26 protein-coding genes and 1 riboswitch are annotated in these 25009 nt (G+C 34.4%); of the genes, 15 read left to right on the forward strand and 11 right to left on the reverse strand.

What is annotated here, in order from left to right:
- Positions 1–90: 90 nt before the first annotated feature.
- The 4 genes from AC5YGG_RS11390 to AC5YGG_RS11405 all read right to left on the reverse strand — a co-directional run bounded on the left by AC5YGG_RS11390 (position 91) and on the right by AC5YGG_RS11405 (position 3517).
- Positions 91–519, reverse strand: coding sequence for a PaaI family thioesterase (locus AC5YGG_RS11390; RefSeq protein WP_496144611.1), 429 nt, complete (start codon positions 517–519; stop codon positions 91–93).
- A 22-nt stretch (positions 520–541) separates the two neighbouring features.
- Complete coding sequence (locus tag AC5YGG_RS11395; protein ID WP_496144612.1) at positions 542–1138, reverse strand: 1-acyl-sn-glycerol-3-phosphate acyltransferase; 597 nt, start codon at positions 1136–1138, stop codon at positions 542–544.
- Between the two features lie 316 nt (positions 1139–1454).
- Entirely contained in the window at positions 1455–3176 is a 1722-nt protein-coding gene (locus AC5YGG_RS11400) for a PspC domain-containing protein (RefSeq protein WP_496144613.1), read from the reverse strand.
- Positions 3177–3187: 11 nt separating this feature from the next.
- Positions 3188–3517 (reverse strand): PadR family transcriptional regulator, encoded by a 330-nt coding sequence (locus AC5YGG_RS11405; RefSeq protein WP_065392700.1) that lies wholly within the window; start codon positions 3515–3517, stop codon positions 3188–3190.
- Positions 3518–3931: 414 nt separating this feature from the next.
- Between AC5YGG_RS11405 and AC5YGG_RS11410 the strand changes: the two genes are divergently transcribed.
- From AC5YGG_RS11410 to AC5YGG_RS11420, 3 genes are all read left to right on the forward strand, one after another.
- On the forward strand, positions 3932–4942 hold the full coding sequence (locus tag AC5YGG_RS11410) for an acyltransferase family protein (protein ID WP_496144614.1): 1011 nt from the start codon (positions 3932–3934) through the stop codon (positions 4940–4942).
- 119 nt (positions 4943–5061) lie between these two features.
- Positions 5062–5760: an XAC2610-related protein gene (locus AC5YGG_RS11415; RefSeq protein WP_496144615.1), complete on the forward strand. Its 699-nt coding sequence runs from the start codon at positions 5062–5064 to the stop codon at positions 5758–5760.
- Between the two features lies 1 nt (position 5761).
- On the forward strand, positions 5762–6352 hold the full coding sequence (locus tag AC5YGG_RS11420) for an HD domain-containing protein (protein ID WP_496144616.1): 591 nt from the start codon (positions 5762–5764) through the stop codon (positions 6350–6352).
- 49 nt (positions 6353–6401) lie between these two features.
- Here the strand turns inward: AC5YGG_RS11420 and AC5YGG_RS11425 are convergent, their stop codons facing one another.
- The 5 genes from AC5YGG_RS11425 to AC5YGG_RS11445 all read right to left on the reverse strand — a co-directional run bounded on the left by AC5YGG_RS11425 (position 6402) and on the right by AC5YGG_RS11445 (position 12061).
- Positions 6402–6785 carry an acyl-CoA thioesterase gene (locus AC5YGG_RS11425; RefSeq protein WP_065392702.1) on the reverse strand — a complete coding sequence of 128 codons (384 nt, stop codon included), beginning with the start codon at positions 6783–6785 and terminating at the stop codon, positions 6402–6404.
- 116 nt (positions 6786–6901) lie between these two features.
- Positions 6902–7082, reverse strand: a riboswitch (cobalamin riboswitch).
- A gap of 33 nt (positions 7083–7115) precedes the next feature.
- Positions 7116–7913 (reverse strand): hypothetical protein, encoded by a 798-nt coding sequence (locus AC5YGG_RS11430; RefSeq protein ID WP_496144617.1) that lies wholly within the window; start codon positions 7911–7913, stop codon positions 7116–7118.
- Positions 7914–7971: 58 nt separating this feature from the next.
- Complete coding sequence (locus tag AC5YGG_RS11435; RefSeq protein ID WP_496144618.1) at positions 7972–8991, reverse strand: hypothetical protein; 1020 nt, start codon at positions 8989–8991, stop codon at positions 7972–7974.
- Between the two features lie 123 nt (positions 8992–9114).
- Positions 9115–9777 (reverse strand): hypothetical protein, encoded by a 663-nt coding sequence (locus AC5YGG_RS11440; protein ID WP_496144619.1) that lies wholly within the window; start codon positions 9775–9777, stop codon positions 9115–9117.
- Between the two features lie 136 nt (positions 9778–9913).
- Positions 9914–12061 (reverse strand): endonuclease MutS2, encoded by a 2148-nt coding sequence (locus AC5YGG_RS11445; RefSeq protein ID WP_496144620.1) that lies wholly within the window; start codon positions 12059–12061, stop codon positions 9914–9916.
- A gap of 183 nt (positions 12062–12244) precedes the next feature.
- Between AC5YGG_RS11445 and AC5YGG_RS11450 the strand changes: the two genes are divergently transcribed.
- The 4 genes from AC5YGG_RS11450 to AC5YGG_RS11465 all read left to right on the forward strand — a co-directional run bounded on the left by AC5YGG_RS11450 (position 12245) and on the right by AC5YGG_RS11465 (position 14928).
- Positions 12245–12613 carry a hypothetical protein gene (locus tag AC5YGG_RS11450; RefSeq protein ID WP_496144621.1) on the forward strand — a complete coding sequence of 123 codons (369 nt, stop codon included), beginning with the start codon at positions 12245–12247 and terminating at the stop codon, positions 12611–12613.
- A gap of 49 nt (positions 12614–12662) precedes the next feature.
- Positions 12663–13175: a GNAT family N-acetyltransferase gene (locus tag AC5YGG_RS11455; RefSeq protein ID WP_496144622.1), complete on the forward strand. Its 513-nt coding sequence runs from the start codon at positions 12663–12665 to the stop codon at positions 13173–13175.
- A gap of 72 nt (positions 13176–13247) precedes the next feature.
- On the forward strand, positions 13248–14249 hold the full coding sequence (locus AC5YGG_RS11460; RefSeq protein ID WP_496144623.1) for an acyltransferase family protein: 1002 nt from the start codon (positions 13248–13250) through the stop codon (positions 14247–14249).
- Between the two features lie 37 nt (positions 14250–14286).
- A complete protein-coding gene (locus AC5YGG_RS11465; protein ID WP_496144624.1) occupies positions 14287–14928 on the forward strand; it encodes a uracil-DNA glycosylase in 642 nt (213 codons plus the stop codon).
- Here AC5YGG_RS11465 and AC5YGG_RS11470 read toward each other — a convergent pair.
- Positions 14915–15415, reverse strand: a complete 501-nt coding sequence (locus AC5YGG_RS11470; RefSeq protein ID WP_496144625.1) for a hypothetical protein — start codon at positions 15413–15415, stop codon at positions 14915–14917. The two genes, AC5YGG_RS11465 and AC5YGG_RS11470, sit on opposite strands and share 14 nt — an antisense overlap.
- Positions 15416–15432: 17 nt before the next feature.
- Positions 15433–15924: a DUF456 domain-containing protein gene (locus tag AC5YGG_RS11475; protein ID WP_076549116.1), complete on the reverse strand. Its 492-nt coding sequence runs from the start codon at positions 15922–15924 to the stop codon at positions 15433–15435.
- Between the two features lie 118 nt (positions 15925–16042).
- On the opposite strand from AC5YGG_RS11475, the gene AC5YGG_RS11480 reads away from it, so the two are divergent.
- The 8 genes from AC5YGG_RS11480 to AC5YGG_RS11515 all read left to right on the forward strand — a co-directional run bounded on the left by AC5YGG_RS11480 (position 16043) and on the right by AC5YGG_RS11515 (position 24955).
- Positions 16043–17305: a mechanosensitive ion channel family protein gene (locus AC5YGG_RS11480; RefSeq protein ID WP_496144626.1), complete on the forward strand. Its 1263-nt coding sequence runs from the start codon at positions 16043–16045 to the stop codon at positions 17303–17305.
- Positions 17306–17454: 149 nt separating this feature from the next.
- Entirely contained in the window at positions 17455–18174 is a 720-nt protein-coding gene (locus tag AC5YGG_RS11485) for a pyridoxine 5'-phosphate synthase (protein ID WP_496144627.1), read from the forward strand.
- A 23-nt stretch (positions 18175–18197) separates the two neighbouring features.
- The gene (locus tag AC5YGG_RS11490; RefSeq protein WP_496144628.1) at positions 18198–18977 is read left to right on the forward strand and encodes an alpha/beta fold hydrolase; all 780 of its coding nucleotides are present in this window, start codon (positions 18198–18200) and stop codon (positions 18975–18977) included.
- Between the two features lie 114 nt (positions 18978–19091).
- The gene (locus tag AC5YGG_RS11495; protein WP_496144629.1) at positions 19092–19310 is read left to right on the forward strand and encodes a microviridin/marinostatin family tricyclic proteinase inhibitor; all 219 of its coding nucleotides are present in this window, start codon (positions 19092–19094) and stop codon (positions 19308–19310) included.
- Positions 19311–19399: 89 nt separating this feature from the next.
- Complete coding sequence (locus AC5YGG_RS11500; protein ID WP_496144630.1) at positions 19400–20353, forward strand: MvdC/MvdD family ATP grasp protein; 954 nt, start codon at positions 19400–19402, stop codon at positions 20351–20353.
- On the forward strand, positions 20350–21354 hold the full coding sequence (locus tag AC5YGG_RS11505) for an MvdD family ATP-grasp ribosomal peptide maturase (RefSeq protein ID WP_496144631.1): 1005 nt from the start codon (positions 20350–20352) through the stop codon (positions 21352–21354). Before AC5YGG_RS11500 ends, AC5YGG_RS11505 begins: the two co-directional genes overlap by 4 nt.
- A gap of 821 nt (positions 21355–22175) precedes the next feature.
- A complete protein-coding gene (locus AC5YGG_RS11510; protein ID WP_496144632.1) occupies positions 22176–23189 on the forward strand; it encodes an NAD-dependent epimerase/dehydratase family protein in 1014 nt (337 codons plus the stop codon).
- Positions 23186–24955 (forward strand): AMP-dependent synthetase/ligase, encoded by a 1770-nt coding sequence (locus AC5YGG_RS11515; RefSeq protein WP_496144633.1) that lies wholly within the window; start codon positions 23186–23188, stop codon positions 24953–24955. The genes AC5YGG_RS11510 and AC5YGG_RS11515 overlap by 4 nt, the downstream gene beginning before the upstream one ends.
- Positions 24956–25009: the final 54 nt, after the last annotated feature.

Genomic DNA, 25009 nt, shown 5'->3' on the forward strand with positions numbered 1-25009 from the left:
TTATAAGATGCAGAAAAGTAAAAAGGTTGCAGCAAGAATATAAAAAAAGACTCAAAAAAATTGAGTCTCGTATTTCTTATCGGTTTCTGATTACCTCAAAATGATGTTGTTGGTCATCGTTGTATGATTGATAAGGGTACCTTTCTCATCCCTGATCTCAATTTCAGAAACATGCATTGTCTTTCCTTTTCTGATGAAACGTGCAGTAGCGGTTACTATTCCGTCTTTTTTACTTCTCAGGTGATTGGAATTGATATTGGTTCCTACTCCATAATATTTATCACCATCAATAAAGATATTGGATAGGCTAGAACCTAAAGTCTCTGCCAAAACACAGCTTGCCCCTCCATGCATGATTCCAAAGGGTTGGTGTGTTCTGGGAAGTACAGGCATTGTTGCTGTAAGCGTTTCATTTTCAAGATCAATATCTATGAATTTTATTTCAAGGGTTTTTGCAAGAGTTACATCACCCCAGTTATTGATGAATTCTAATATTTCTTCTTTTGTCTTACCTTTCATTTTCAATAATTATAATTAATGATTAGTTTCCTGCTTCTTCTCCGTTCCCCATAATGTTTGGATTCCAGTTGGCTGGAACCTTAGGCGTAATATCATTCTTTATATAATATTCCTGAATTTCCTGCATGATCTCTGAGAAAGGAGCTGTTGCAAGTCTTTCATAAGGAATAGTATAGCCTAAATAAACAATATTTCTTTTAAAATCTCCTGCCGCCAATACAATCGGAACTTTTGCCGCCAAAGCCATATGATAGAATCCTTTTCTCCATTTCGGAACCCAGCTTCTGGTACCTTCAGGAGTAATCACAAGGCTGAAGTCTTCTTTTTCAAATTGCTTTGCAACGAAGTTAACAAGGTCATTTTTCTGGCTTCTGTCAATTCCGATTCCGCCAAGCCCTCTCACAATACTTCCGTACCATGCTTTGGTATGTGCGTCTTTAATAATAATTTTTATCGGTTTTTCTAAGGACCAATAGGCAAGGTTTCCTAAAATGTATTCCATATTGTGTGTATGGGGAGCAACCACAAGGATACACCTGTTCAGGTTGTTAACGTCGCCCTGTAGCACGACTTTCCACCCTAATAATTTTAACATCAGTTTGCCTATCAGCTTTTTCATAGATTCTTGGATTAAAAACAAAAAAAGTATAACCAAATATTGGTTATACTTTTACAAATATATTGAAATATTATTGCTCTTAAAACAAACCGTTAATTAAATCTACGATTTTCATTACGAATTCCATTGCAAATTGTATCATGATAAGAGTGTGTTTTTGGTTGATTGGTTATTAAATTTTTAACAATACGAAATTAAAACAATTTTTTCACATGAAGAACTAAATATGGATCTTTTTCACTTTTCTGAGAGAAGAAGGATGTGAATTTCAAACATTTGCCATCCATTCACATCTTCTACCACTCTCTGAAGTTAATTATTTAGTTTGTATGGAAATTTCGTTTTTTCCGTCTTTGATTTTGATGTCTACATCCTTGTTGATTTTTTTAATATCGGATGCTACAGAATCAATAACTTTCTTAGCCTGATTATTAGGGACTTTCTTTCCGTTGATAATGATGCTGTCTTTATCATCAGAATTGTATTCTATGCTTGAACCATTTACTGTGATCTTGTTTTTTTCAATTCTGATCCCGTTATGATTTTCATATTCATAGTTATCGTCATCATCTATTCCGTCTCCGTTAAGATCTCCATCAAAGCTGATATGGTCTTTTTTCACAGGAATTACGACTGTTTTCTGAGGAACTACAAGTTCATAATCTACTCTGTAATCTCTGAATCTTTGATCATAAGGATACTTGATGAAGTTGGGAAGCATTACCTTATTTCCGATGATCTCTACAGGAACTGTTACCTGAACAGGAATGTTGTATCCGTCACCTTCTTTCTTAATGATTAGATAAGGAGTTTTAATATCTGTCTTTCTGATCACATCTACAGAAATATAGTCTTCTTCGTACACTGTCTTCTTATCAGAATAGATATCATCATCATACGCTTTGAAGTTCTGAGGAATCACTACCTGTTTTACATCTACATAAAGAGTATCTGATGTCGTATTGATTGCGATGTTCTCTGTATCTTCCTTGCTGCCTTTGTAGATTAGATTTTTCTTTGCCATGCTTACCCCGAAATAAGCTCCCAGCCCAAGTAATAAAAGGAATACACCTCCTAATACCCAGCCAATGTTTCTTAATTTCGTCTTTGGTGAAAAGATTTTGATACTTAATAAGCTGAAGATGATTGCCGGAATTAAACTTCCTAAGATCATGATTGCTACTAAAACCTTATCAAGTCCGTTTTCACCCATGTAGAATTCAATCTTATTCGCTCCAGGGAAATCTGCCCCTGTTCCGAATAGTCCGAAGATGACAAAGATTCCGATAATGCTGCTTACTGCCATCAATACGAAGATTCCTCCTATGATATACTTTAGAATATTCCAAACTCCGCTTCCTGCATTGCTGATGTGGGGTTTGCTTTCGTTGTATATCTCTCCGACCCTCTGAGTAGATTCATTGGCAAACTGTACCAATTTATTAGACTCATTCTTAAGATTGTCGAAGTTCATAGGCTTTCCCTGCATTTTCAGGAAATCTGCCGCTGTTTCAGCTTTTGGAAGTACGATCCAAAGGATGATATATAAAAGACCGATCAATGAAGAAGAGATGGCTGCCGTGAAAATTCCCAGGACGAAAATTCCCAACCAGATAGCTCTCATTGCCGTAATATCCATTCCTACATATTGAGCTAAACCTGCGCATACCCCTGCTACCTTCTGTTTTTCAGGGTCACGGAATAATTGTTTTTTGTCTGTGTAATTCGTTCCCGTATTACTGTTCTTTGTTGTATTTTTTTCAGAAAAATAAGCTTCTTCCTGTTCTTCGATTTTTTCAGGAGTTCCGATCTGTGCGATTACTTTTTCTACATCCGTATCGTTGATCACTTCACGTTTTCCCAGAGAATCTCTGAATATCTCCACCATTCTTATTTCTATGTCATGCATTACCTCCTCTGCTTCAGAAGCATCCAGTGAGCTTCTTAGAGCATTCAGGTAGTCGCTGAGCTTTATATATGCGTGCTCTTCTATTGTAAAAGAAAAACCTGCGAGTCCTATTGAGAGTGTCTTGTTCATAGCTTTATTTTTTAATTTTGTTGGGTGATTTGGTTTACTGAAGCGGTCAGCTCATTCCACGTATTTTGAAGTTCATCCAGAAACAGTTTTCCTTTATCTGTTATCTGATAATATTTTCTGGGTGGTCCTCCAGTTGATTCTTCCCATCTGTAAGAGAGAAACTCTCCGTTTTTCAATCTTGTAAGAAGAGGGTAGAGGGTCCCTTCCACTACATCCAGTTTTCCTTTTTTCAGTTCATCTATAAGATCGGAAACATACATTTCTCGATTATTGATGAGACTTAGAATACAGAATTCTAGAATCCCTTTTCGCATTTGCGCTTTGGTATTTTCAGTATTCATCTTTGATAAGTTTTGTTAATTAGTTATATTCTTAGAAAAATGCTCCTAGCTAGCTGAGCCTATTCTAATTTTACATTACAAAGATATGTAAATAAAATGGTATTATGCAATACAAAGTAGTGAAATTTTTAAAATAAATTATTTAATTATTTGATAATCAAGAATATAATTTTTATAGGTTATTTTTGATTGAATAGGTTTGGGAAGATATTTTAAAAAAAGAAGCAATTTCTCCTATAAAAAATATAGTATATCATTCATCCAATTCAAATGATATGGATAATAGAAATTAATGAATATGTTGAAACTTTTCATGTTATTAAACCCTTTAAAATGAACTTTATAGTATTAATTTTAAATACTGTAATGGTTTAAAATATATTTCGAATAGCATTTATTTGTTAAATTAGTTCCATGAAAAATAATTTTAACTTCCTTAGGCTACTGTTTTCTACATTAGTTATATTTTCCCATTCTTTTGACCTTACCGGAGTTTCAGATTTATTAAGTGATTGGACAAAAACAATTTCTTTCGGAGGAGTTGCTGTTGCATTTTTTTTTGTTTTAAGTGGATATTTAATTTTTCAAAGCCTTAATAATTCTAAAAGTTTATATGAATATTATTGGAAGCGAGTACTAAGACTTTTTCCCGGGCTTTTTGTAATGCTTTGTTTTTCTATGGTAATTATTCCTTTTCTGAATTTTAAAACAGTTTTTCAGAAAGATTTCTGGCTATACCTTCCTAATAATTTAAGCCTGTATAATGTTCAATTTAATGTTCCTGGTATTTTTAAAAATAATCCTTATCCCAATGCTGTTAATGGAAGTTTATGGTCTTTGGCATATGAATTCAGCATGTATATTTTAATCAGTTTATTATTTTTTATAAAATCATCAGTTACTAAAAGGAATTTATTAATATCAGTATTTCTTGTAAGTGTTTTTTTAACTGCCGTTAACCCTAATTATTTAAAAACACTGTTTAACACGATTAATCTTGAACCTGTACTTGTGTATAAGTTAACGCCATTATTTATTGGAGGTGCTTTAATGAATTATGTAAATCTTAAGTTTAATTGGATTATGTTTTTTGTATTATTACTTGCTTTGGCAGCCAGCTTCTATTTCCATGTTTTTCATATAGCTTCTCCATTCCTGTTTCCATTGTTGATTATACCATTAGGACTTGAATATTTTAGATTTTTTCAGCTTCCGGAAAAATTGGGCGATATTTCGTATGGAGTTTATATTTATGCATTTTTCATTCAGCAGATTTTTATGAACTTTTTGAATCTGTCTCCAATTGTGTTATTTACATTATCAACGATTGTTACATATGTCTTATCCTATCTTTCATGGCATTTTGTAGAGAAAAAAGCTTTAGGTTATAAAAAACTTATTACCCAAAAACTTCAGATTCAATAATTAGAATATTTATGAAGACATCATTTTTATAATTCATTACTTGTGAATTTTGAAATCGGGTTCATGATTCGTATTTTTGTTAGAAGACTAAAAACACTTAAATCCATTTTACTATTATCATGAATATTTTAAATTATTACAGAACCATATCAGCATTTGTTGTGTTGGGACCTTTATGCTTTGGACAATATCAGTTTGAGGTTAAAGATGCATCTACCAACTATGATGCAATTATTCATATTGACAATTGTTTTGGCGATCAGTGCAAAGACGTAGGAACGGTGGAACTTTTTGATAACAAAAATACGAAGGTACAGTCATTCACTTCAGATGATCTGGTAGTGTATCTGGATCGGGGGCAAAGATTGACACGTGGAAAAATGATGACATTATCAAAAGAAAAAAGCCCTGTTATTTTCGGCGACTTTAATTTCGACGGAACTGAAGATGTCGCAATAAGAAACGGAAATCTGGGAAACTACAGCAGCGCTTCTTATGATGTGTATGTATTCAACAGTACCAGAATGGCTTTTGTAAAAAGTGCAGAACTTACAGAGCTTGCATCGGATTCTTTTGATTTTTTTGAAACAGATCCGGTTCGTAAACGTCTTATTACCTTTGGGAAATCCGGATGCTGTAATCTTTTTACTACAGAATATCAGGTGATTCCCGGTAAAGGATTGGATAAAGTATTGGTAAAAGAAGAAGATATGAGTGAGGAAGGATATGTAAAAGTGAAAACAGAAGAAAAAATAAAAAATAAGTGGGTTACCAGAACCAAGGTATATCCATCTGATGAATATAAAAAAGAAAAGTAAGATGAAGATACAGAAAGAGATCGATTTTATTCTGGCAGTGGATGCCCTGAAAAATGTACAGCGAAGAAATTATAATGCAGATGATTCCAGAAGGGAAAATACAGCAGAACATTCATGGCAGATCATTATTCTGGCTCAAATCCTTTATCCGTATGCGAAAAACCGAGCGGATATAGATTTGTTAAGAGTAATCAGAATGTTATCGATTCATGATTTGGTGGAGATTGAAGCGGGAGATACCTTCCTGTTTGATGAAGCGGCAATGGTAGGGAAGTTTGAAAGAGAAAAAATTTCTGCACAGAAGATTTTCGGAATTTTAGATGAACCCTTGAGAACGGAATTCTTTAATCTGTGGCTAGAATTTGAAGAAGAAAAAACTCCTGATGCAATTTTTGCATGTTCTATCGACAGAATTATGCCATTTATCCTAAATTCTCATACTTCAGGGAAAAGCTGGACGGAAGCTGGTGTTACGGAAAAGCAAATCAGAAATATGCTTGAAAATGCAATTACGAGAGCTTCGGACGAAATGGGAGAGGCATTTGAACTGCTTCTGACCAAAAGCCTGGAAACGGAAAAAGTTTTGAAATAATCATCATCATAAATAATCGGGGCAGCCAAAGGCTGCCCCGATTATTTTATTATAGAATTTGAATTGGTTTCTTGAACTCATCAATTGCCACAAACGTAAAATCACCCACAATCGCTTTTTCTCTTTCATAAGAGTACATTTGCTCCGTATAGATTTCTACATTTACCTTCATACTTGTTTTTCCGACATAGGAAACTTTTCCGATCAGTTCTACAATTGTTCCGGCAGGAATAGGCTTTTTAAAATCGATCTTATCACTGCTTACCGTTACCACTCTTTTTCTTGCAAATCGGGTAGCGGCAATAAAGGCAACTTCATCCATCAGCTGCATTGCAGTACCTCCGAAAAGAGTATCGTAATGATTGGTAGTGTTAGGGAAAACCGCTTTAAAAATTCTGGTTTCGGCAGCTTGAATTCTTTCTTCTGTAGTCATATTTCATTATTAATTAATGCGAAATGAAATAGTATCAAAACAACAGAATAATGACAGGAACTTTGGAAATCCCTGAAACAATCCATCAGATCAATAAAACTTCAGATCGCGAAAGTTTTTTGTTTAAGAAATCGGCAGGTCTCCTGACTTGTAACATCTTTTATCTCCTTCCCATGCCTCGCACAGTGGATCTTTTGATAAAGACTTCAGTTACTTACAGTTGCGCGACAGTCCGTGATTTTCACACGGTTCCCTTTTAATCTGCGGTTAGGCAGAACCAGTTTCTGTGATGAATAAGCGTTAAAACTTTTCGGTGCAAAAATAATGAATTTATTCCGGATTATGATAAATAATCTGGCTGATCACTTTTCCCTTCTTGATGGTCCAAAGGGTTGTATATCTGTTTTCCCCGGAACCATTGATCATATAAAGGAAAATGTTATCATTGTCTAATGAAGTAACGCCTACATTTTCGAAATCCATCGTAGGCTGGAACATATTTTTAATAGCTTCTCTTACAAAAACAGAACCTCTTCCGGGCTGCTGAACTCGGATTGATTTAATCTCCGTCATTCCTTCAGGCAGATCATTGCTGATTCCCCATGGCTTTACCTTATCAATGGTAAGAAGTTTACCGTCAGCATCCTTTTCTTTCTTACGATATCCTGCATTGGATGGGTAAACATCAATAACTACTTTGCTTCTTTGAGCTGTCGGAATTTTCGGATCAGAGTTATCTGTAAAAATAAGAGATTTTCCGTTTTTAGATTTTGAAGGGGTATATGCCGGAAGCTGATCAATGTAAGCAATACGGTCTTTGTTTACCATTCCTTCTTTGTCAAGAGTTTCATAACGTACAAAGGGTTTGTCTTCATCCTGCTTTTCCGGATATTTGATCCAAATCCATTCTGTTTCCCCAGGAGCGGGTTTTACATAAACAAAAACATCACCTTTGCGCATACGGATTTTATCTACAATTTTTCTGTAATTATCCTTATGTACACGTACATTGGCATAGCCTTCTTCTGCTTTTACAACACCAAAAGGAACTTTATTCTGACCTTTAACAAAAGCTAAGGAAAAAATACTGAAAGCAGACAGGTACAATGCTTTGTTTACTGAAATCATCTTAACAAATTTTAGATCCCCAAATATATAAATTAAATGCTTTTCGGAAGTATGCAGACTATTTTTTAATTTGATTAATATCCAATGTATAAATTTCGTTCTCCAAAATCTTATCAAGGACAAATTGAGGCTGCGTATCAATGTCAACTTTATCTATTGCCTGTACAGAAAACTGTCCGGTTCCGATCATTTTTTCAACTTTTTTTTTCTTACTTTTATCAGGCATCATAAAGAAGAGTGATTTAAGTTTCTTTCCCCCGTAGTGACCAGAGTAAAGGTTTTCTTCACGTTCAAAATTTTTGTCTTCAGAGTATTTTGCATTGTCAATAATCTTTTCTCTGCCTTTGCCTCTTATATCATCTAATAATAAAAGATCTTTTTGTTTACTCACGAAAGCTCTTGGAAATAGAAAGCTCATAACCGGGCTTGAAATTAGTTTGCTGAATAATACACTTCCAATGAATCTGGGTTCAGTTTCGGGATAAAACATAAATGATTTTACAATAGATAAATCCATCCAGTTAAAAGCTTCTGCTCCCAATAAACCTGAACATCCGTTTGCTATAATCCTTACTTCTTCAATATGCTGACCTTCCTGATTCAGAATTTCTTTAGGAATAATGGACGTTACATAATCTGCCTTTTCACCAAACTCTTCCTTTTCCATAGGAAAGATCTCGTTGCCGCTACTTTCTCTTTTAGGAAGGTAAGTTCCACCAAATCCGATTCGGTCTACAGCTATTACATGAAATATTGTATTGATCTCCTTATTTTTAAAGTAATCCAGAAAATAACCGGAATTTTTTCCACTGTCATGGATTAAGAAGAGATAAGGTTTCTTGCGTCCTGTTTCCGGATTGGGAGAGACATTTTCATTTCCTCTATTAGTAAGATAGCGGATGTTGTAGCCTCTTAAATTGATAGAATCATAAACCGGAGCTTTCAGGTTTTCCTTTTTAAAAATAGTATTAATTTCTTCCTGAGAATAAGAAGGATATAAAAAATGATATTTGGTCCAGATAAAAACGATCCAAATGAAAAAGAAAGCAAGAATTCCCAGGGTTATTTTTTTCAGCATTTTCTTTGAAAGATACAAAAAGCTGAGTAATTAAGGGGAATTATTAAAATCATACTTTGAAAAAATGGTAAATAAAAAGAGTGTCTTATGCAAACACTCTTTTCTATTTTCATTGATATTTTTTTAAGATTCTGATCTTTGCTCGGAAGAACCATAAATAGCTTGCGGATCATTTTTAAGATAATAGGAAAAAGCTCCATAAAATAACAGAATAATCAGAAACAATGCACCACAAAGGTAAAAGGCTGTTCCAAAGCCATAACTGATGGTTACTCCGCCACCTAATCCCATTCCGACTTTGTTATTACCAAGCCCCTCCATTTTGGATTGAAAAGTCAGATAGAACACTAAGAGAGAAACCAATCCTACCAGTGAAATGATGATATGATACATATATTTTTTCTTAATACTTTTTATAAACTGAATAGCAATACCGGCAATTGCTGCTAAAAATGCCAGAATAATAAATGGACTTGGCGGAATGTTTTCATTATCTTTTTTATCATTAGAACCAGTCAATGGAGAATATTCATTGTCAGTATTGGAAGACGAATTATCAGACTGATTTCCGAATGCAGAGCCAAAGGGAGAATTATTTTTCAGGTTTTCCTTCATTCTTTCATTCATGGTTTGCTTGGAAACTCCGGTTACCAGATCTGTTCCTTTAATAGACATTAGGGTTGTATCACCACATTTGATCAAAAAGAACGGAAAAAAGAAACATAAGATAATGACCGTATAACTTGGTATTGGAATAAGATCGGAAAGTGCTTTTAATGGTTTCATAATTATTGTTTTTGTTAAAAATAGGAAAATTATTGAGACTGACAATAAAAGAAGAAGAGAGCATCTTTCGACACCCTCTTCTGTTATTGGTATTCATTTAATCTGAAATTCTCAAATTGATCTGCTTTCAGGCTTATTAAATCCTCTCAAGCTCATCTGCATCAATGGTGGTTTTGAAAGTTCCGTAGTTGACAATTACCTTATTTCTGGAAATTTTTTCAATAGTTCCTACGCTGGTACTTCCTGTAATACGAACACGCTGCCCAACTTTCATCCAGACTGCGCGGTCACTTTTACGCTTTTCTTCCAGTTTTTCGTTGGTTTCAGCAATTTTTTCAATGACATCCTCCTTTTTAAGCTGTTGAGTGATCTTTCTCTTAACCACCTGAAGACGTTTGGATTCATCCTTGTCTGCACCCAGTTTTCTGAACTTTTCCTGTTCCAGCAACTTAACGAAGTCTTTTACCACATCCTTTCTGGATTTTCCTTTAGTATAGCTGTCGATGAATGTTTCAATCTTATTCCCAAACTGTAATTTTCTATGCTCTTCCTCATAAAGCTTTTGGAAATTAAACAATTTCTGTTGAAGCTGATCATTCAGTTTCTGAAGGTTATCGCGTTTGTCTTCTACAGATTCTTTCCTTTCTGCAAGGTCTGATTTCAGTTTTTCAACCTCAAATTTTTCCTGCTGAAGTTTTACAATTGTCTTATCAAGATTCACAATATCATGTTCTACCTTTTTCTTCGCAGAATGAATGATAAATCTTGGAATCTTATTCTTTTCCGCAACTTCAAAAGTAAAGGAGCTTCCTGCCTGTCCGACTTCCAGTTTGTACATCGGTTCCAATGTTTCTTCATTGAAAAGCATGGCTGCATTCTGAGCGTTTGGAAGCTGTTCTATAACCAGTTTAATATTAGTGTAGTGCGTTGTTATGATCGCAAAACTTTTCTTGTCATAGAAAAACTCCATAAAACTTTCTGCCAGAGCTCCTCCAAGTTCAGGGTCCGATCCTGTTCCGAACTCATCAATCAATAAAAGGGTATTGGCGTCAGCTTCACGGATGATTCCGGACATTTTCTTTAACCTTGATGAATACGTCGATAAATGATTTTCAATAGATTGATTATCACCAATGTCAGTCATGATCTTTTCAAAGAAAAACATTTCAGATTTTGGATGTACAGGAACAAGGATACCACTCTGAATCATCAGCTGAAGCAATCCTACCGTTTTCAATGTAATTGATTTTCCACCGGCATTCGGTCCGGAAATACAGATAATTCGGTTGTGTTCCGTTAAGCTTAATGTCTGTGGGTGAATCGTTTTATTCTCTACTTTATTTCTAAGCCACAAAAGAGGATGAAAAGCATCCCTTAATTTCAATGTTTTATGACGGTTGATCTTTGGAAGAACTCCATTGATCAGATCGGCAAACTTTGCTTTCGCTCTTATAAGGTCAAGATCAAAAATATAAACCTGATATCTCCAGAGCTGCGGCTGGAATTCGGCTAGTTCTGCCGTAAGCTGCCTCAGAACTTTATCAATTTCTTTTTTCTCCTCTTCTTCACTTTCACGAAGTTTGAAGTAATGCTTCACCACACTATCCGGCTGGATGTAAGTGATAGAACCTGTTTTTGAAATTCCTAATGTTCTTCCCGGAACCCTTTTCTTAAATCCGGATTTTACGGCTAAAACCCTTTGGTCGTCAATAATGGTTTCCCTGATATCATCCAGAAAATCACTTTGCCCATATGTGGTAAGAGCGCGGTTGAAATTTTCCTGAATCGCTTTTTTAGCATGCTGAATTTCTGTTCTGATGCCTTTCAATGCTGGAGAAGCTTCATTTTTTACTTCACCAAAACGATTGAAAACCTTATCTACTTTATCAATGATTTCTTTCCTGAATTCCAGTACAGAAACCTCTTCCAGTAAGGTTGGAAATGTTTCCGGCATGGTAGGGAAGAACTTTTGTAATCTTCCGATCTGTTCCGTGATGGTTTTTATTTTGATGAAAGCACTGTTTTCAAGACGGTAATTTTCAATCAGCATCAGTTTCAGCTCACTTTCAATGTCTTCATATTCATCAAACGGAATCGCATTTGAACTTTCAAAACTCGACAGGTATTCTGACGTTTTTTTCAATGAAAGTTCCGCCTCATCAATTTCCATCGGACGAAGTTGAAGAATTTTTTCTCTTGTTTTCGGAGAATACGCAAATGGGGAAATTTCCGCGAGCAATTGCGGAAACTCTAATTCGTCTAAATCTTCTTTATCTATATACACAGTGCAAATTTAGTGAGAATTTTGATTATTACGTATATCTGAGCGATTTACAAAATAGATTAATGAAGAATTTTAGTGTTATTTTACTATTTCTGATGAGAAATTGAAGCATTTCAGGACTGAAAAAATATATTTTGAAAAAAATGTTGATTAGTCTTATATTGCAATAGCTAAAATAGATCCATGAAACACCTATTGCTTATACTGTTTTTTTTATCCACCGGAATGCATGCACAGATGAAAAAACATGTCCCTGGAACAGTCAAGAAAACTGAAAAGAAAGCTGGTTTTAAGAAAAGTAAGAAAGCTGGCGTTAAAAAATATGGTATGAAAACCTTCAGAGACGAAGAGATAAAAAGGATTATTAATCTCAGTCAGCAAAATGATATGCCTAAAAAAGAAATTGTAAAGAAAAACAATAGCAGCGGTGGCGGATCAATCATTTATGAAGAAACTTCTTCTATGAAATATAAAATGTATCTGTTTATAGGTCTGGATAGGAATAATGTTCAGCCGTTATATGACGACAGGCTGATTACAAGAGAGATTTAAAAGCATAAGTCTGAACAAAAAATAAGAAAGAGAAAAGGAGAGAGAATATATGATGACACTGCAAACTGAAAGGTTGATCCTGAAGCAGATCAATGAAAATCATGCGGACGATATTCTGAAAATCAGAAGTAATGAAGTCATCAACCGGTATGTGAAAAGAAATTCTCCCAAAACCAATTATGATGCCTTAGCATTTATCTTACACCTTAAAAAGAAAACTCAGGACAAAGAAATTATTTTCTGGGGAATTTCATATAAAGACCATCCAAAACTTATCGGAACCATTTGTCTTTGGAATTTTTCTGAGGATAGAACAACAGCTGAGGTCGGGTATGAACTGTTACCCGATTATCACAAAAAAGGAATTATGTCTGAAGCCTTCAGGAATGTTTTAACTTTTGGCTTTAATCACTTACAATTACAGAAAATTTTAGCTATTACCAATCAGTTCAATCATGACTCTCAAACATTACTTGTCAAACATGGATTTGCTTTGGATGAAAAAATGAAAGACAAGGAAATCCCTGATAATATTATTTTTAGTTTAAAAAATCCACTTTAAAGGAATTATTCTTGAATTTATTTTAGTTTTTTTTATCTTTATCACCACACGTATTGATATTATAAACTAAACATGAAAAATGAAATAAAATCCTTAACCGGATTGAGAGGAATTGTAGCATTATGGGTAACCTTTTTTCATTTAAGTCATTTTGATATCGATCTTGTTCAAACTGTTGTAAAGAAAGGCTATGTTGCTGTAGATATATTTTTTGTACTAAGTGCATTTTTATTAACCGTTTCTTATACTGATAAATTCAGTACTTTAAATTTTAGTGAGATACAGAAGTTTTTCAAAAAAAGAGTGAACAGGATTTATCCCGTGTACATCCTTTCTGTTATTTTCATTGCTGTCTTTCTTATTGATACTTCAAAAACCAAATTTTTAATCAATGCTGCTTTATTGCAGTGCTTTTTTAATCCTAATTATTCTTTAGGAACGGTATACTGGTCATTAAGTACAGAATGGATCTGTTATCTGATATTCCCGTTTCTTCTTTTCAGTATCATTCGTTGCAGAATACGTTGGGAACTATTGATTATTATAGGTTTGATTTTAAGATTAATACTTCCATATCTTTCCGATGGCTTATTTATAGGCTCCGATATGTCTGTACAAAGAGCTCATTCTACCTTTTATCTAGATATCACACACGGGCTGAATTCTTTGATAAGAACAGTATCTTCTTATCTGCTGGGAATAGGATTTGCCCTTTTCTCAGGGAAAAAAATGAGAGGAAATCTGATCATTTATATTGCTTCAATTCTCTCGTTGTTATTGTTGTATACTGAAAAAGGACTCTTTTTTATTCCTTTATTATCAGCCATTATGATAAAACAATTGTATGATGGAGAAGAAAGTGTAATTAGGCGGTTTTTGGGAAGTAAAGCAATATATTTTCTCGGAAATATCTCTTATTCACTGTACATAATCCATTATATTGTGTTGATTCAGAAGTTTACATTTGTTTCCTCGGAACTTTTGAATAGCTTTCTGTTAATAGCTTTGTCCATCATATTATCCTATTTTTCTTATGTTTTGATTGAAAGAAAAGTGAAGATATTTAAAGTCTGAGTTATGCTTATATTTTAATATTAATTACTTTTGCAGTATGACCTGGACAGAAATTTTAGCACCAATAAAGAGTACGGAATACTTTAAAACCCTTTGGGAGAAAGTAAAAAATGAATACGCAACCACAAAGGTTTTTCCCCCTAAAAACCAGATTTTTCGTGCGTTGGAACTTACACCTTTTGAAGACGTTGAGGTCGTTATTATCGGACAGGATCCTTACCATAATGATTACCAGGCAAATGGTTTATGTTTTTCCGTTTCTGAGCAGGTTACAGCACCGCCATCCCTTAAAAATATTTTTATTGAATTAAAAGATGATCTTGGCGTGGTAAGAACTTCCAAAGAACTTGATGACTGGGGAAAACAGGGGGTTCTGCTGTTGAATGCAACCCTTACAGTTCGTGCCCATTCACCTAACTCTCATAAAGATTTAGGCTGGGAAACATTTACGAACTTTATCATTAAAGAAATTTCCGATAAAAAAGAAAACGTAGTCTTTGTATTATGGGGCGCTTTTGCACAGAAAAAAGCCGAACTTATAGATCCGGCTAAGCATTTTATCATAAAATCGGCGCATCCATCACCATTCTCGGTATATAGAGGATTCTTTGGAAGTAAACCGTTCTCAAAAATTAATGAATATCTGATTTCAAAAGGGAAAAAGCCTATTTCGTGGTAGGAGCAGAAGAGCCTGTTGCTTTTTTGATGCTGATTCCTATTTTATATTTTCCAGATAAGGCACTTGTTCCGCCTTCTGCTTTGGGATAAGGAGTTACTTCCTCTAATGTAATGGTACGTCCATTGAAATCCGCAGATTGATGATAATTTTTTCCCGGGTGATTCATCGTGGCAAGATTAAGAACCATGGGGCGGGTAGAAGTTCCCATTACCTCTACCTGCGCTACAGCAACGCCTGCCCAAATACAATTTACTCCTTCGGGACACCTGCTATCTTCAGAAATTCCTTTGAAGGTAACATTCATGTCAGAATCTTTGAGAAATTTATTTTCTCCTTCATTCAGATAAATGATACCGTTCGTTTGATCAGCTGTCTTAGTATTTGTAGACATTTCGGTAGTTTTTGTTTCTTTTTTTGCTTTTTTTTGGGCATCGCATCCTGTTAATGCAAAAATTCCCAAGCTGAATATGATGGCTTTATGGAACATGATTTCTATTTTTTAGGTTAAATAATATCAAACATATTTAGAAGTACCACCAAAAACATTGCCACACCCACTACAAAACTGAAACCGGTTCCATAAATAAATCCGATAAAAGCCCCTTTGGTAGACTGTAACGCTTTATTCATATCCTTGCTGTCATGAAGTAATTCGCCAATGAAGACTCCGGCAAACATTCCGATCAGGAAACCTAAAGGAATGGGAATAAAAATACCCACAATAGTTCCAATCACCGATCCGATACTTCCCCAGCGAGTTCCACCGTATTTTCTGTTGGTTTTTGCAGGGATTACATAGCTTAATACCACAGAAGCCGCAGTCAGAATTCCAAATGCCCAGATATAGATCATCGGAAGATCTGCATCTGTCCCGAATTTATAGATCAGAAGCCCGCAAATACTTAATAAAAGCCCTGGTAAAACAGGAAGAAAAGTTCCCAGGATTCCAACAAATAATAAAATAAGGCAGAGAATATTTATAATAGTGTTGTCCATTCTTTAAAATATAAACGAAGATAAGAAAAAAGTAAAATTATGAAAGGTTTTAAAATTTGGGATGAAAATTGATAGTGAATAGTAAAATCATCATTCTTAATTTTATAAATTTGCTGTAATGAAAGATGACCTTCAAGACACCAGAGATTTTCTCCAGAATATCAGTGATCAGATTCATTATTTTGTAAGAGATCATGTATATTCTGATTTGGCACTTCCTATTCAGATCATGCTGAAATTTATATTTCTGGCAGGCATGATTTATATCCTGGATTTTATATTTAAGTTCATTGTCAATACTATTTTCAAATTCTTTTTTGATAAAGAGAAATTCCCTATTTTAAAGTCGATCTACGATTCAAGAATTACTAATTCTGTAGTTCACTTAGGAGCATTGAACTTTGCAGGCTATGCACTGTTTTCAGTCTTCTACAGACATCCCAAAAGCTTTGCATTACTGGAAATTATTGTAGGAGTAGCTACTATTTTTGTAATAGCAGGGTTATTATTCAGAGCATTGACTGCTTTTAGAAATTATTTTGTAATTAAGCAGGACTATTATAAAATCATGACGCTTAATGCGATTTCAGAGAGTGTAAAAATCTTTGGAATCTTCGTTCTTTCCGTAATAGGAATCTGTCTGATTTTTGGAATTAAGGGCGGAACAATTTTAGGAAGCCTTGGAGCGATAACGGCAGTTTTGGTACTCGTTTTCAGGGATACTATTCTAGGATTTGTAACTGGAATTCACGTGGCTACTTCCAAGAACCTGAAAGTAGGCGACTGGATCAGCATTCCCAAATACAGCATAGAAGGAAATATTACTGAAATAAGCCTTCTGACTACAAAAATCACCAATTTTGATAAAACGGTTTCTACCATTCCTACCTATGATTTCCTGACTACGGAAATTAAAAATATGCAGGTAATGTCTGAATCCAATAACCGAAGGATTAAGAAATCTATTTATTTCAACATCAATTCTTTTAAGTTTCTTACCGAAGAAGATATTGAACGTTTAAAAGAGATTAATCTTATAGCAGATTACCTTGAACAGAAAAGAACGGAAATAAGAAGAGAAAAAGAAAGCCTGAGCAATAATGATAAAACAATTAACGGAAGACAGCTCACCAACATCGGAGTCTTCAGATATTATGCGCAGAAATATATAGAAAATGATCCTGATGTAGAGAAAAATGCAACGAGAATGGTTCGTCAGCTGGAAATTACTCCACAAGGGCTTCCGCTTGAGATTTATTGTTTTGCAAATGATTCTAAATGGGAGCACTTTGAACAGATTCAGGCAGATATTTTTGATCACTTACTGGTAGCTTCAAAAGAATTCGAACTCCAGGTAATGCAGGTAAGTGTAAAAGTATAAAAAGAGAAAGGGAATCCTTACTCAAAAAAATAAATTCAACTTAAGTGATAATGGAATTAGAATATCAACAAGAAGTAACAAGTCTGGAATTACTCCCGGCATCCAACTTCCGGCTTCTAACCTTCATTATCTAACATCTAAATAAAAAAATGACAAAACTAAGCGTAAACATCAATAAGATTGCGACCTTAAGAAATGCAAGAGGAGGTGAAACACCAAGTGTGACAGAAGCAGCTATCAAAATTCAGGAATTCGGAGGACAGGGTATTACCATTCATCCAAGACCAGATGAAAGACACATCACCAGAAAAGACGTTTATGATCTGAAACCATTAGTGACTACTGAATTTAATATTGAAGGAAATCCACATCAGTCTTTTATTGATATGGTGTTGGATGTAAAGCCTGAGCAGGTAACATTAGTTCCTGATGCAGATGATGCTATTACTTCCAATGCGGGTTGGGATACTAAAAAGCATTTAGATTACCTTACAGAAATCGTTGCTGAGTTTAAAAATGCAGGAATCCGTACTTCAATTTTCCTGGATCCTATGCCGGAATTGGTAGAATATGCGGCAAAAACAGGAACAGACAGAATTGAGCTGTACACAGAAGCCTATGCAAAAAATTACCTTTCCAATAAAGAACAGGCAATAAAACCTTATTATGATACAGCTGTTGTGGCAAATGAATTCGGATTGGGGATCAATGCCGGACATGATCTAAGCTTAGAAAATCTGAAATACTTTGCTGATAATATTCCAAACCTTTTGGAAGTGTCTATTGGTCATGCTTTGGTTTCTGAGGCTTTATATATGGGATTGGAAAATACAGTTCAGTCTTATTTGAAAAGATTGGCAAAATGGTAATTTTCACATATAATATCTAAAATATGGAAATTTTAAATTCAAAAATATTTGGCGAAGAATCTACAGCGACGCCGCTTTTAGTATTTCACGGATTATTTGGAATGCTTGACAATTGGGGAAGCTTCGGGAAAGACCTTGGAGAACAACTTCCGGTACATCTGATCGATCTTAGGAATCATGGCAGAAGCTTTCATTCAGATGATATGTCTCACGATGATCTCGCTGATGATATTGTACGCTATATGGAACATTATGGCATTCAAAAAGCACATGTTTTAGGACATTCTTTAGGAGGAAAAGCAGTGATGCAGTTTGCTATAAAATACCCTGAAAAAGTAGAAAAATTAATCGTTGTAGATATTTCACCAAAAGCATATCCACCACATCACCAGGGAATTATCAAAGCTTTGGAAACCGTAGATTTCAATACTGTTGCATCCAGAAATGAGGTAGAGGCTGTTTTGAATCAATATATTCCGGAAAAATCTACCATACAGTTTTTAACCAAGAACCTTTATTGGGATGATAATAAAAAGTTAAACTGGAGATTTAATCTTAAAACTTTAGCGGAAAAATATACCGAATTTGTTTCCAATGCAGTGAAATTCGGAGTATTCAATGGTGAAACTCTATTTATTGCAGGAGCAAAATCCAATTATATCCTGCCACAGGATGAGTTTGGGATAAAACAACAGTTTCCTAAAGCAAAAATTGTTACTGTTGCCAATGCCGGGCACTGGGTTCAGGCAGAAAATCCAGTTGATTTTGCTAATGTTGTTAAGGAATTTCTTGGTTTAAATTAATCATTTACGTTTTATTTTGAATAAATGTTAAAATTTTCTTAAAATGTAAAAATATTTCTCCATAAGTTGAAAATTGTGTATTTTAGATTATCAAAAAATCAAATATATTTGCTTATGGAAAACAAAAATTCAAAAAAGAAGCCGTTTTTCGCAACTTTTCTTGAAAAACAACTTAAAGATCCTGAAACTATAAAAGGAGGAACTGATATTACTATTCCGGAAAGAGATGTTATTACAAAACCTAGTTTAGATACGGTAACATCTCCTAAAACGGATCTGGAACACACTATGAAATATCCTTCTGATGGTGATGATGATACTATCCAGTTATAAAGTGGATTATTTATAGTAACATATTAACAAAATTGTAATAATAAGGAAACTTAAACTTTTAAGTTTCCTTTTTTAATAAAAAACCGGCAATGATTCTCTGTATCACCCACTCGCAGGATTTTTATACTATAGATGTTTTCTTTGAATATCTTTCTTCTAAAAACATTCCTTATTTCAGGCTGAATTCGGATAGGCTAAATCATTTTCAGAAAATAAGTGTAGATGAAAATTCATTTGAAATTATTGATGAGTTTGGTAATAAAATTCACTCGGATGAAATTAAAGGAGTATGGCATAGAAAAGCATGGAAAATAAGTGTTCCTGAAGAACTGGATGAGCAGTATAAAAGTATCTTCCTGAATGAGTATACAAGCCTTCGTTATAATCTGATCACTGTTCTTGAAGAAATTCCATGGATCAATCCGTTTGAAAATGAACGAAAGATTGATCGAAATAAAATGCTTCAACTGAAAATCGCCCAACGGAACCATTTGTCTGTTCCTAAAACTGTTTTTTCTAATGATGGAGAGCAGATACAGTCTTTTTTTAAACAATATTGTTCTGGAAAAGCGATTGCCAAACTTCATAATGTAACAGCGAAAACAATGAATGGTGAAAGCCTTGTTTCTACGATGATCATTGAAGAAAAAAATCTGGAACATCTCACAGATATAGCGTATTGCCCCATGATTTTCCAGCCTTATATTGAAAAAGAATATGAACTGCGTATTATGTATGTAGACGGAGAATTCTTTACAGGTAAAATTAATAACAGTGAACATGCAGACTGGAGGTTAAGTCAGGACGATTATTTCTGGCTTGCTTATGAATTACCAGAAGATATTAAAGCAAGATTAACTTCTCTCATGCAGGAAATGGGACTTTATATGGGGGCTATTGATATGATAAAAGGAAAAGATGGGGAATATTATTTCCTGGAAGTCAATCCTCAGGGAGAATGGGGAATGCTGCAAAAAGAACTGAACTTTCCCATTGCAGAAAGAATTGCCGATAACCTTATAAACAGAATAAAATTTCCATGAATAAAATTTTAATTATAACACATACAGCTGACAATTTTTCAATTGAAAAAGTAACGGAATATATTGACAAAAATAACTGTGAGGTCATTCGTTTTGATGTTGACCTATATCCTTTGCAAAATAAACTTTCTACTGTTTTTCATGACGGGGAATGGGTTAGCTTTCTTGAAACTTCCGAAACAAAGTACCGTCTGGATGATATCTCTTCGGTCTGGTATCGTAGGGCTTATAATATAGGAAATGGTTTAAAAGAAGAACTCGATCCGAAATTCTTTGGTGCAGCAATGGGCGAGATCCGTAATACATTGTTTGGTTTCCTTGAATCTGTAGATGCTTATGCATTAGGAAAGCCAAGCGTTTATAGAAGACTGGACAGTAAAGAAGAGCAGTTGAAGATTGCTGATAAAATAGGGCTTACTATTCCGGAAACCTGTCTTACCAATAACCCTGAAGAGGCAAGAAAATTTATTTTGAAGCATAAGAATGTTGTTGCGAAGATGCAGACAGGATTTGCAATCTATGAAGATGGAGTGGAAAGCGTCGTTTTTACCAATGTTGTTCATGAAGACAGGCTCGAGGAGCTGGATTCGCTTCTGTATTGTCCGATGCAGTTTCAGAAGATGATTGAAAAGAAAAAAGAACTTCGGATTACTGTTGTGGGCAGAGATGTGTATGCTTTCGAGGTAGATTCCCAGCAATTTGAAGATGCAAAAGTGGACTGGAGGAAAGATGGTGTAAATCTTATCGATAAATGGAGTAGAACAGAATTACCCAAGAATATTGAAGAAAAATTATTGGATCTTCTGGATGTTTACAACGTAGATTATGGAGCTATTGATATGATCGTTTCACCTGATGACGAATATTATTTCATTGAGATCAATGCTGCAGGAGAATTTTTCTGGCTGGATAATCTCACTGAAGGAAACCTTATCTCTAAAAGTATTGCAGACCTTCTTTGTGATAAGGCTCCAAGGAGAAATAATATGGTCTTGGCTTAAAATAAAATCTTATTCAAAATATAAGTCCCGGAGTTTTTCTGGGATTTTTCTTTTAAAAATATATATGCAAAATCATCTATCAAAAATTTCAAAAAATTTAGCCATCCCTCCAACAAGTACAGAAATTTTCAAGTCTTCAATAATAATCTTCAAGGAAAAATCAGAGATTTTAAAAAAACTCAAGTGTTCTTCTCATCCATTCATCTTTTAACTTAAAAAATAACTCAAGTGTTCAAAAAAACTTCTGTGCCTTTTGTGGTTAAGTAAAATCAGAGATTTAAAAAAACTCAAGTGCTCTTCTCATCCATTCATCTTTAACTTAAAAAATAACTCAAGTGTTCAAAAAAACTTCTGTGCCTTTTGTAGTTAAATAAAAATCAAAGGTTTTAAAAAAACTCAAGTGTTCTTCTCATCCATTCAGCTTTTAACCTAAAAAATAACTAAAGTGTTCAAAAAAAACTTCTGTACCTTTTATGGTTAAATAAAAATCATAGATTTTAAAAACTCAAGTGCTCTTCTCATCCATTCATCTTTTAACTTAAAAAATAACTCAAGTGTTCAAAAAAAACTTCTGTGCCTTTTGTGGTTAAACAAAAATCAAAGGTTTTTAAAAAAATTATCAGTTAAAATAAAAGCCATCCGTTTTCAATTCAAGTTTTATCGTTTTCAGAATGATAATATTGGTTAAATAAACTTGAATTTTGCTTTAAAAATCGCAAATTTGCAAAAGCAGTTTTTCAATGGAACTTTTGCAGGAACCTGAAGAATTGCCGGATAGAAAATATTGTCATATTTTAGTCAGCAATCAAGTAAAATAATTAATGGTTTTTGTAACGGGTGCAACCGGGATTCTGGGAAGAATAATCGTGCTGGAACTTCTTAAAAGAGGTAAAAACGTGCGCGCTTCCAAAAGACCGGGCAGCAATTTAAACGAAGTAAGGCATTCATACAGCTTTTATACAGACAATCCGGATGATTTTTTCAATAAAATCGAATGGGTAAATGTGGATTTTGATGATCAGAATTCATTAAATGATGCATTAAAAGGTGTAGATGAGGTCTATCACTGTGCCGCAAAAGTAAGTTTTCATCCTAAGGATGAGAAAGAAATGTATCATACCAATATTAAAGGTACAGAGAACTTATTATTTGCCTGTGAGGGATCCGATGTTAAAAAATTTCTTCATGTAAGTTCTGTTGCCGTTTTAGATAACTTTAATGAAAAAGGAGAACTGGACGAAGAGTCTGATTTTAATCCGAAATTAGAACATTCTGCATATGCTATTTCCAAGCACTTATCAGAAATGGAAGCATGGAGAGCTTCTGCAGAAGGCTTAAATGTGGTGGTGATCAATCCCGGAATGATCATAGGAAGCGGAAACTGGACTCAAAGCAGCGGTGAGCTTTTTTCAACTTTTGAAGACAACAGTTTCACATTTGCAGGAGGTTCTGCTTATGTAGACGTAAGAGATGTTGCAAAAACAGCCATCGAACTGATGGAAAATAATATTTTTGGAGAAAGATTTATTATTGTTGCCGAAAATAATAAATATGCTGACCTGGCAAAACAGATCAGAACCCGATTAGGTCTTAAAGAGGCAAAAATTCTGACGAGATCTCAATTGAATATCGGAAAATTTGCCAATGCTCTCTTCGGATGGCTGATTCCAAAGCTGAGAATGGCTACAGAATCAAATATTGAAGCTATTTCTTCATTCAACACCATTTCCAATCACAAAGTCACGGAAAAGCTGAATTATCAGTTTATTCCAACAAAAGAAAGTATAGACTTTCACCTGAACAATTATATTAACGACAAAAAGCTGAAGAAATGAATCTTGCAGAGGCAATAATCCTTAAAAACGTAGAAAAACACCCTATAAAAGCGGCAATCGGTTTTAAAAAGAAAGATGAAGCCTGGAAAGAGCTGAGCTGGAAAAAATTTAGTGAAATTATCTTTAAAACAGCCAATGCATTAAAAGCAGCAGGAGTTCAGGAAAACGATAAAGTGGCAATTTATTCGGATAACTCTTCTGAATGGGTTATCATTGATTTGGCGGCAATGGCAATAGGTGCCATTACAGTTCCTATCTATTCTACCAATAACGCTGAACAGGCAGAATATATTATTAATGATTCAGGTGCTAAGGTAATTCTGGTTGGTAATCAGATGCAATACGATGCTTGCCTGGAAATATTACACAAAGAAGAAAATAATCTTGAAACCATTATTGTTTCTAAAAAAGCAGTATGGATAAAGAAAGAATTCAATAGCTTTTATCTTGAAGACTTTATTGCAAAATCTTCCCCGAAACTGGAGATTTGTAAGAGAGAATACGATGATACAGCAACATTGATTTATACTTCCGGAACCACCGGAACACCAAAAGGAGTAATGCTTACCCATGGAAATTTCATCAAGGCATTTGATTCTCACTTTGAGTTTTTTAAATTTAAAAACTTTGAAGAAGAACTTTCACTGGCTTTCTTACCATTAAGTCATGTCTTTGAAAGAAGCTGGAGCTTATTATGTTTATACGGAGGAGCAAGAGTTTATTTCTTAGAAGATCCGAAAAATGTAGCAAAAGCATTGGAAGAAGTAAAACCTACAGCCATGTGTGCGGTGCCAAGATTTTTCCAGAAAGTATATGCCGGAGTATTGGAAAAGGCTGAAGAAAGTTCTCCATTAAAGAAAAAAATCTTTGACTGGGCATTAAAAACAGGATGGGAAACAGCCGAGTTAAGAAGAAATGAAAGACCAATTCCTTTGGGATTAAAATTCAAACAATCTATTGCAGATGCTTTGGTCTTCAGTAAAATAAAAGATAAAATGGGGGGGAGATTATGGTTCTTACCTTGTGGAGGAGCTTCTTTATCTCCGGAAGTCACCAAGTTCTTTGAATCCGTTGGTATACATGTTACAGTAGGGTACGGTTTAACGGAAACAACTGCAACGCTGACACTTTTCCCTTTAACACATTTTGAGCACGCTACAAGTGGAAAACCATTACCTGGTGTAGAAATACGTATTGGTGAAAGTGATGAGATTCAGGCAAGAGGAAACGGGATCATGAAAGGGTATTATAACAGACCCGAAGAAACGCAGAAAGTTTTTACAGAAGATGGATGGTTTAAGACCGGTGATGCTGGAAAACTGGATGATAAAGGGAATCTGATCATCACAGACAGGCTTAAAGATCTGATGAAGACTTCCAATGGAAAATATATTGCTCCACAACAGATTGAAAATCTTCTGACTAATAATAACTTTATTCAACAAATCATGTTGGTAGCAGAAGGGAGACAGTTTGTTTCAGCATTGATTGTTCCTAATTTTGAATTTTTACAGGATTATATTAAGAAAAACAATATTCCTTTTACAAATTGGGAAAATGCTGTGACAAATGAAAAGATAGTTCATTTTTATAAAGAGAAAGTTAAAGAACTTCAAATCCATCTTGCCGATTATGAGAAAGTAAAGAAATTTACACTGATGCCGGCAGAATTTGACATTAATACAGGCGAAATAACTCCTACATTGAAAGTGAAAAGAAATGTGGTTCTTAAAAAATATGCGGATATAATAGAGAAGATGTATTAATGACTTGGAAACCACAAAGATCAAAAAGTTTTAGACACTTAAGTTAAAAGCTGG

The sequence above is a fragment of the Chryseobacterium sp. CS2K3 genome (assembly GCF_059515185.1).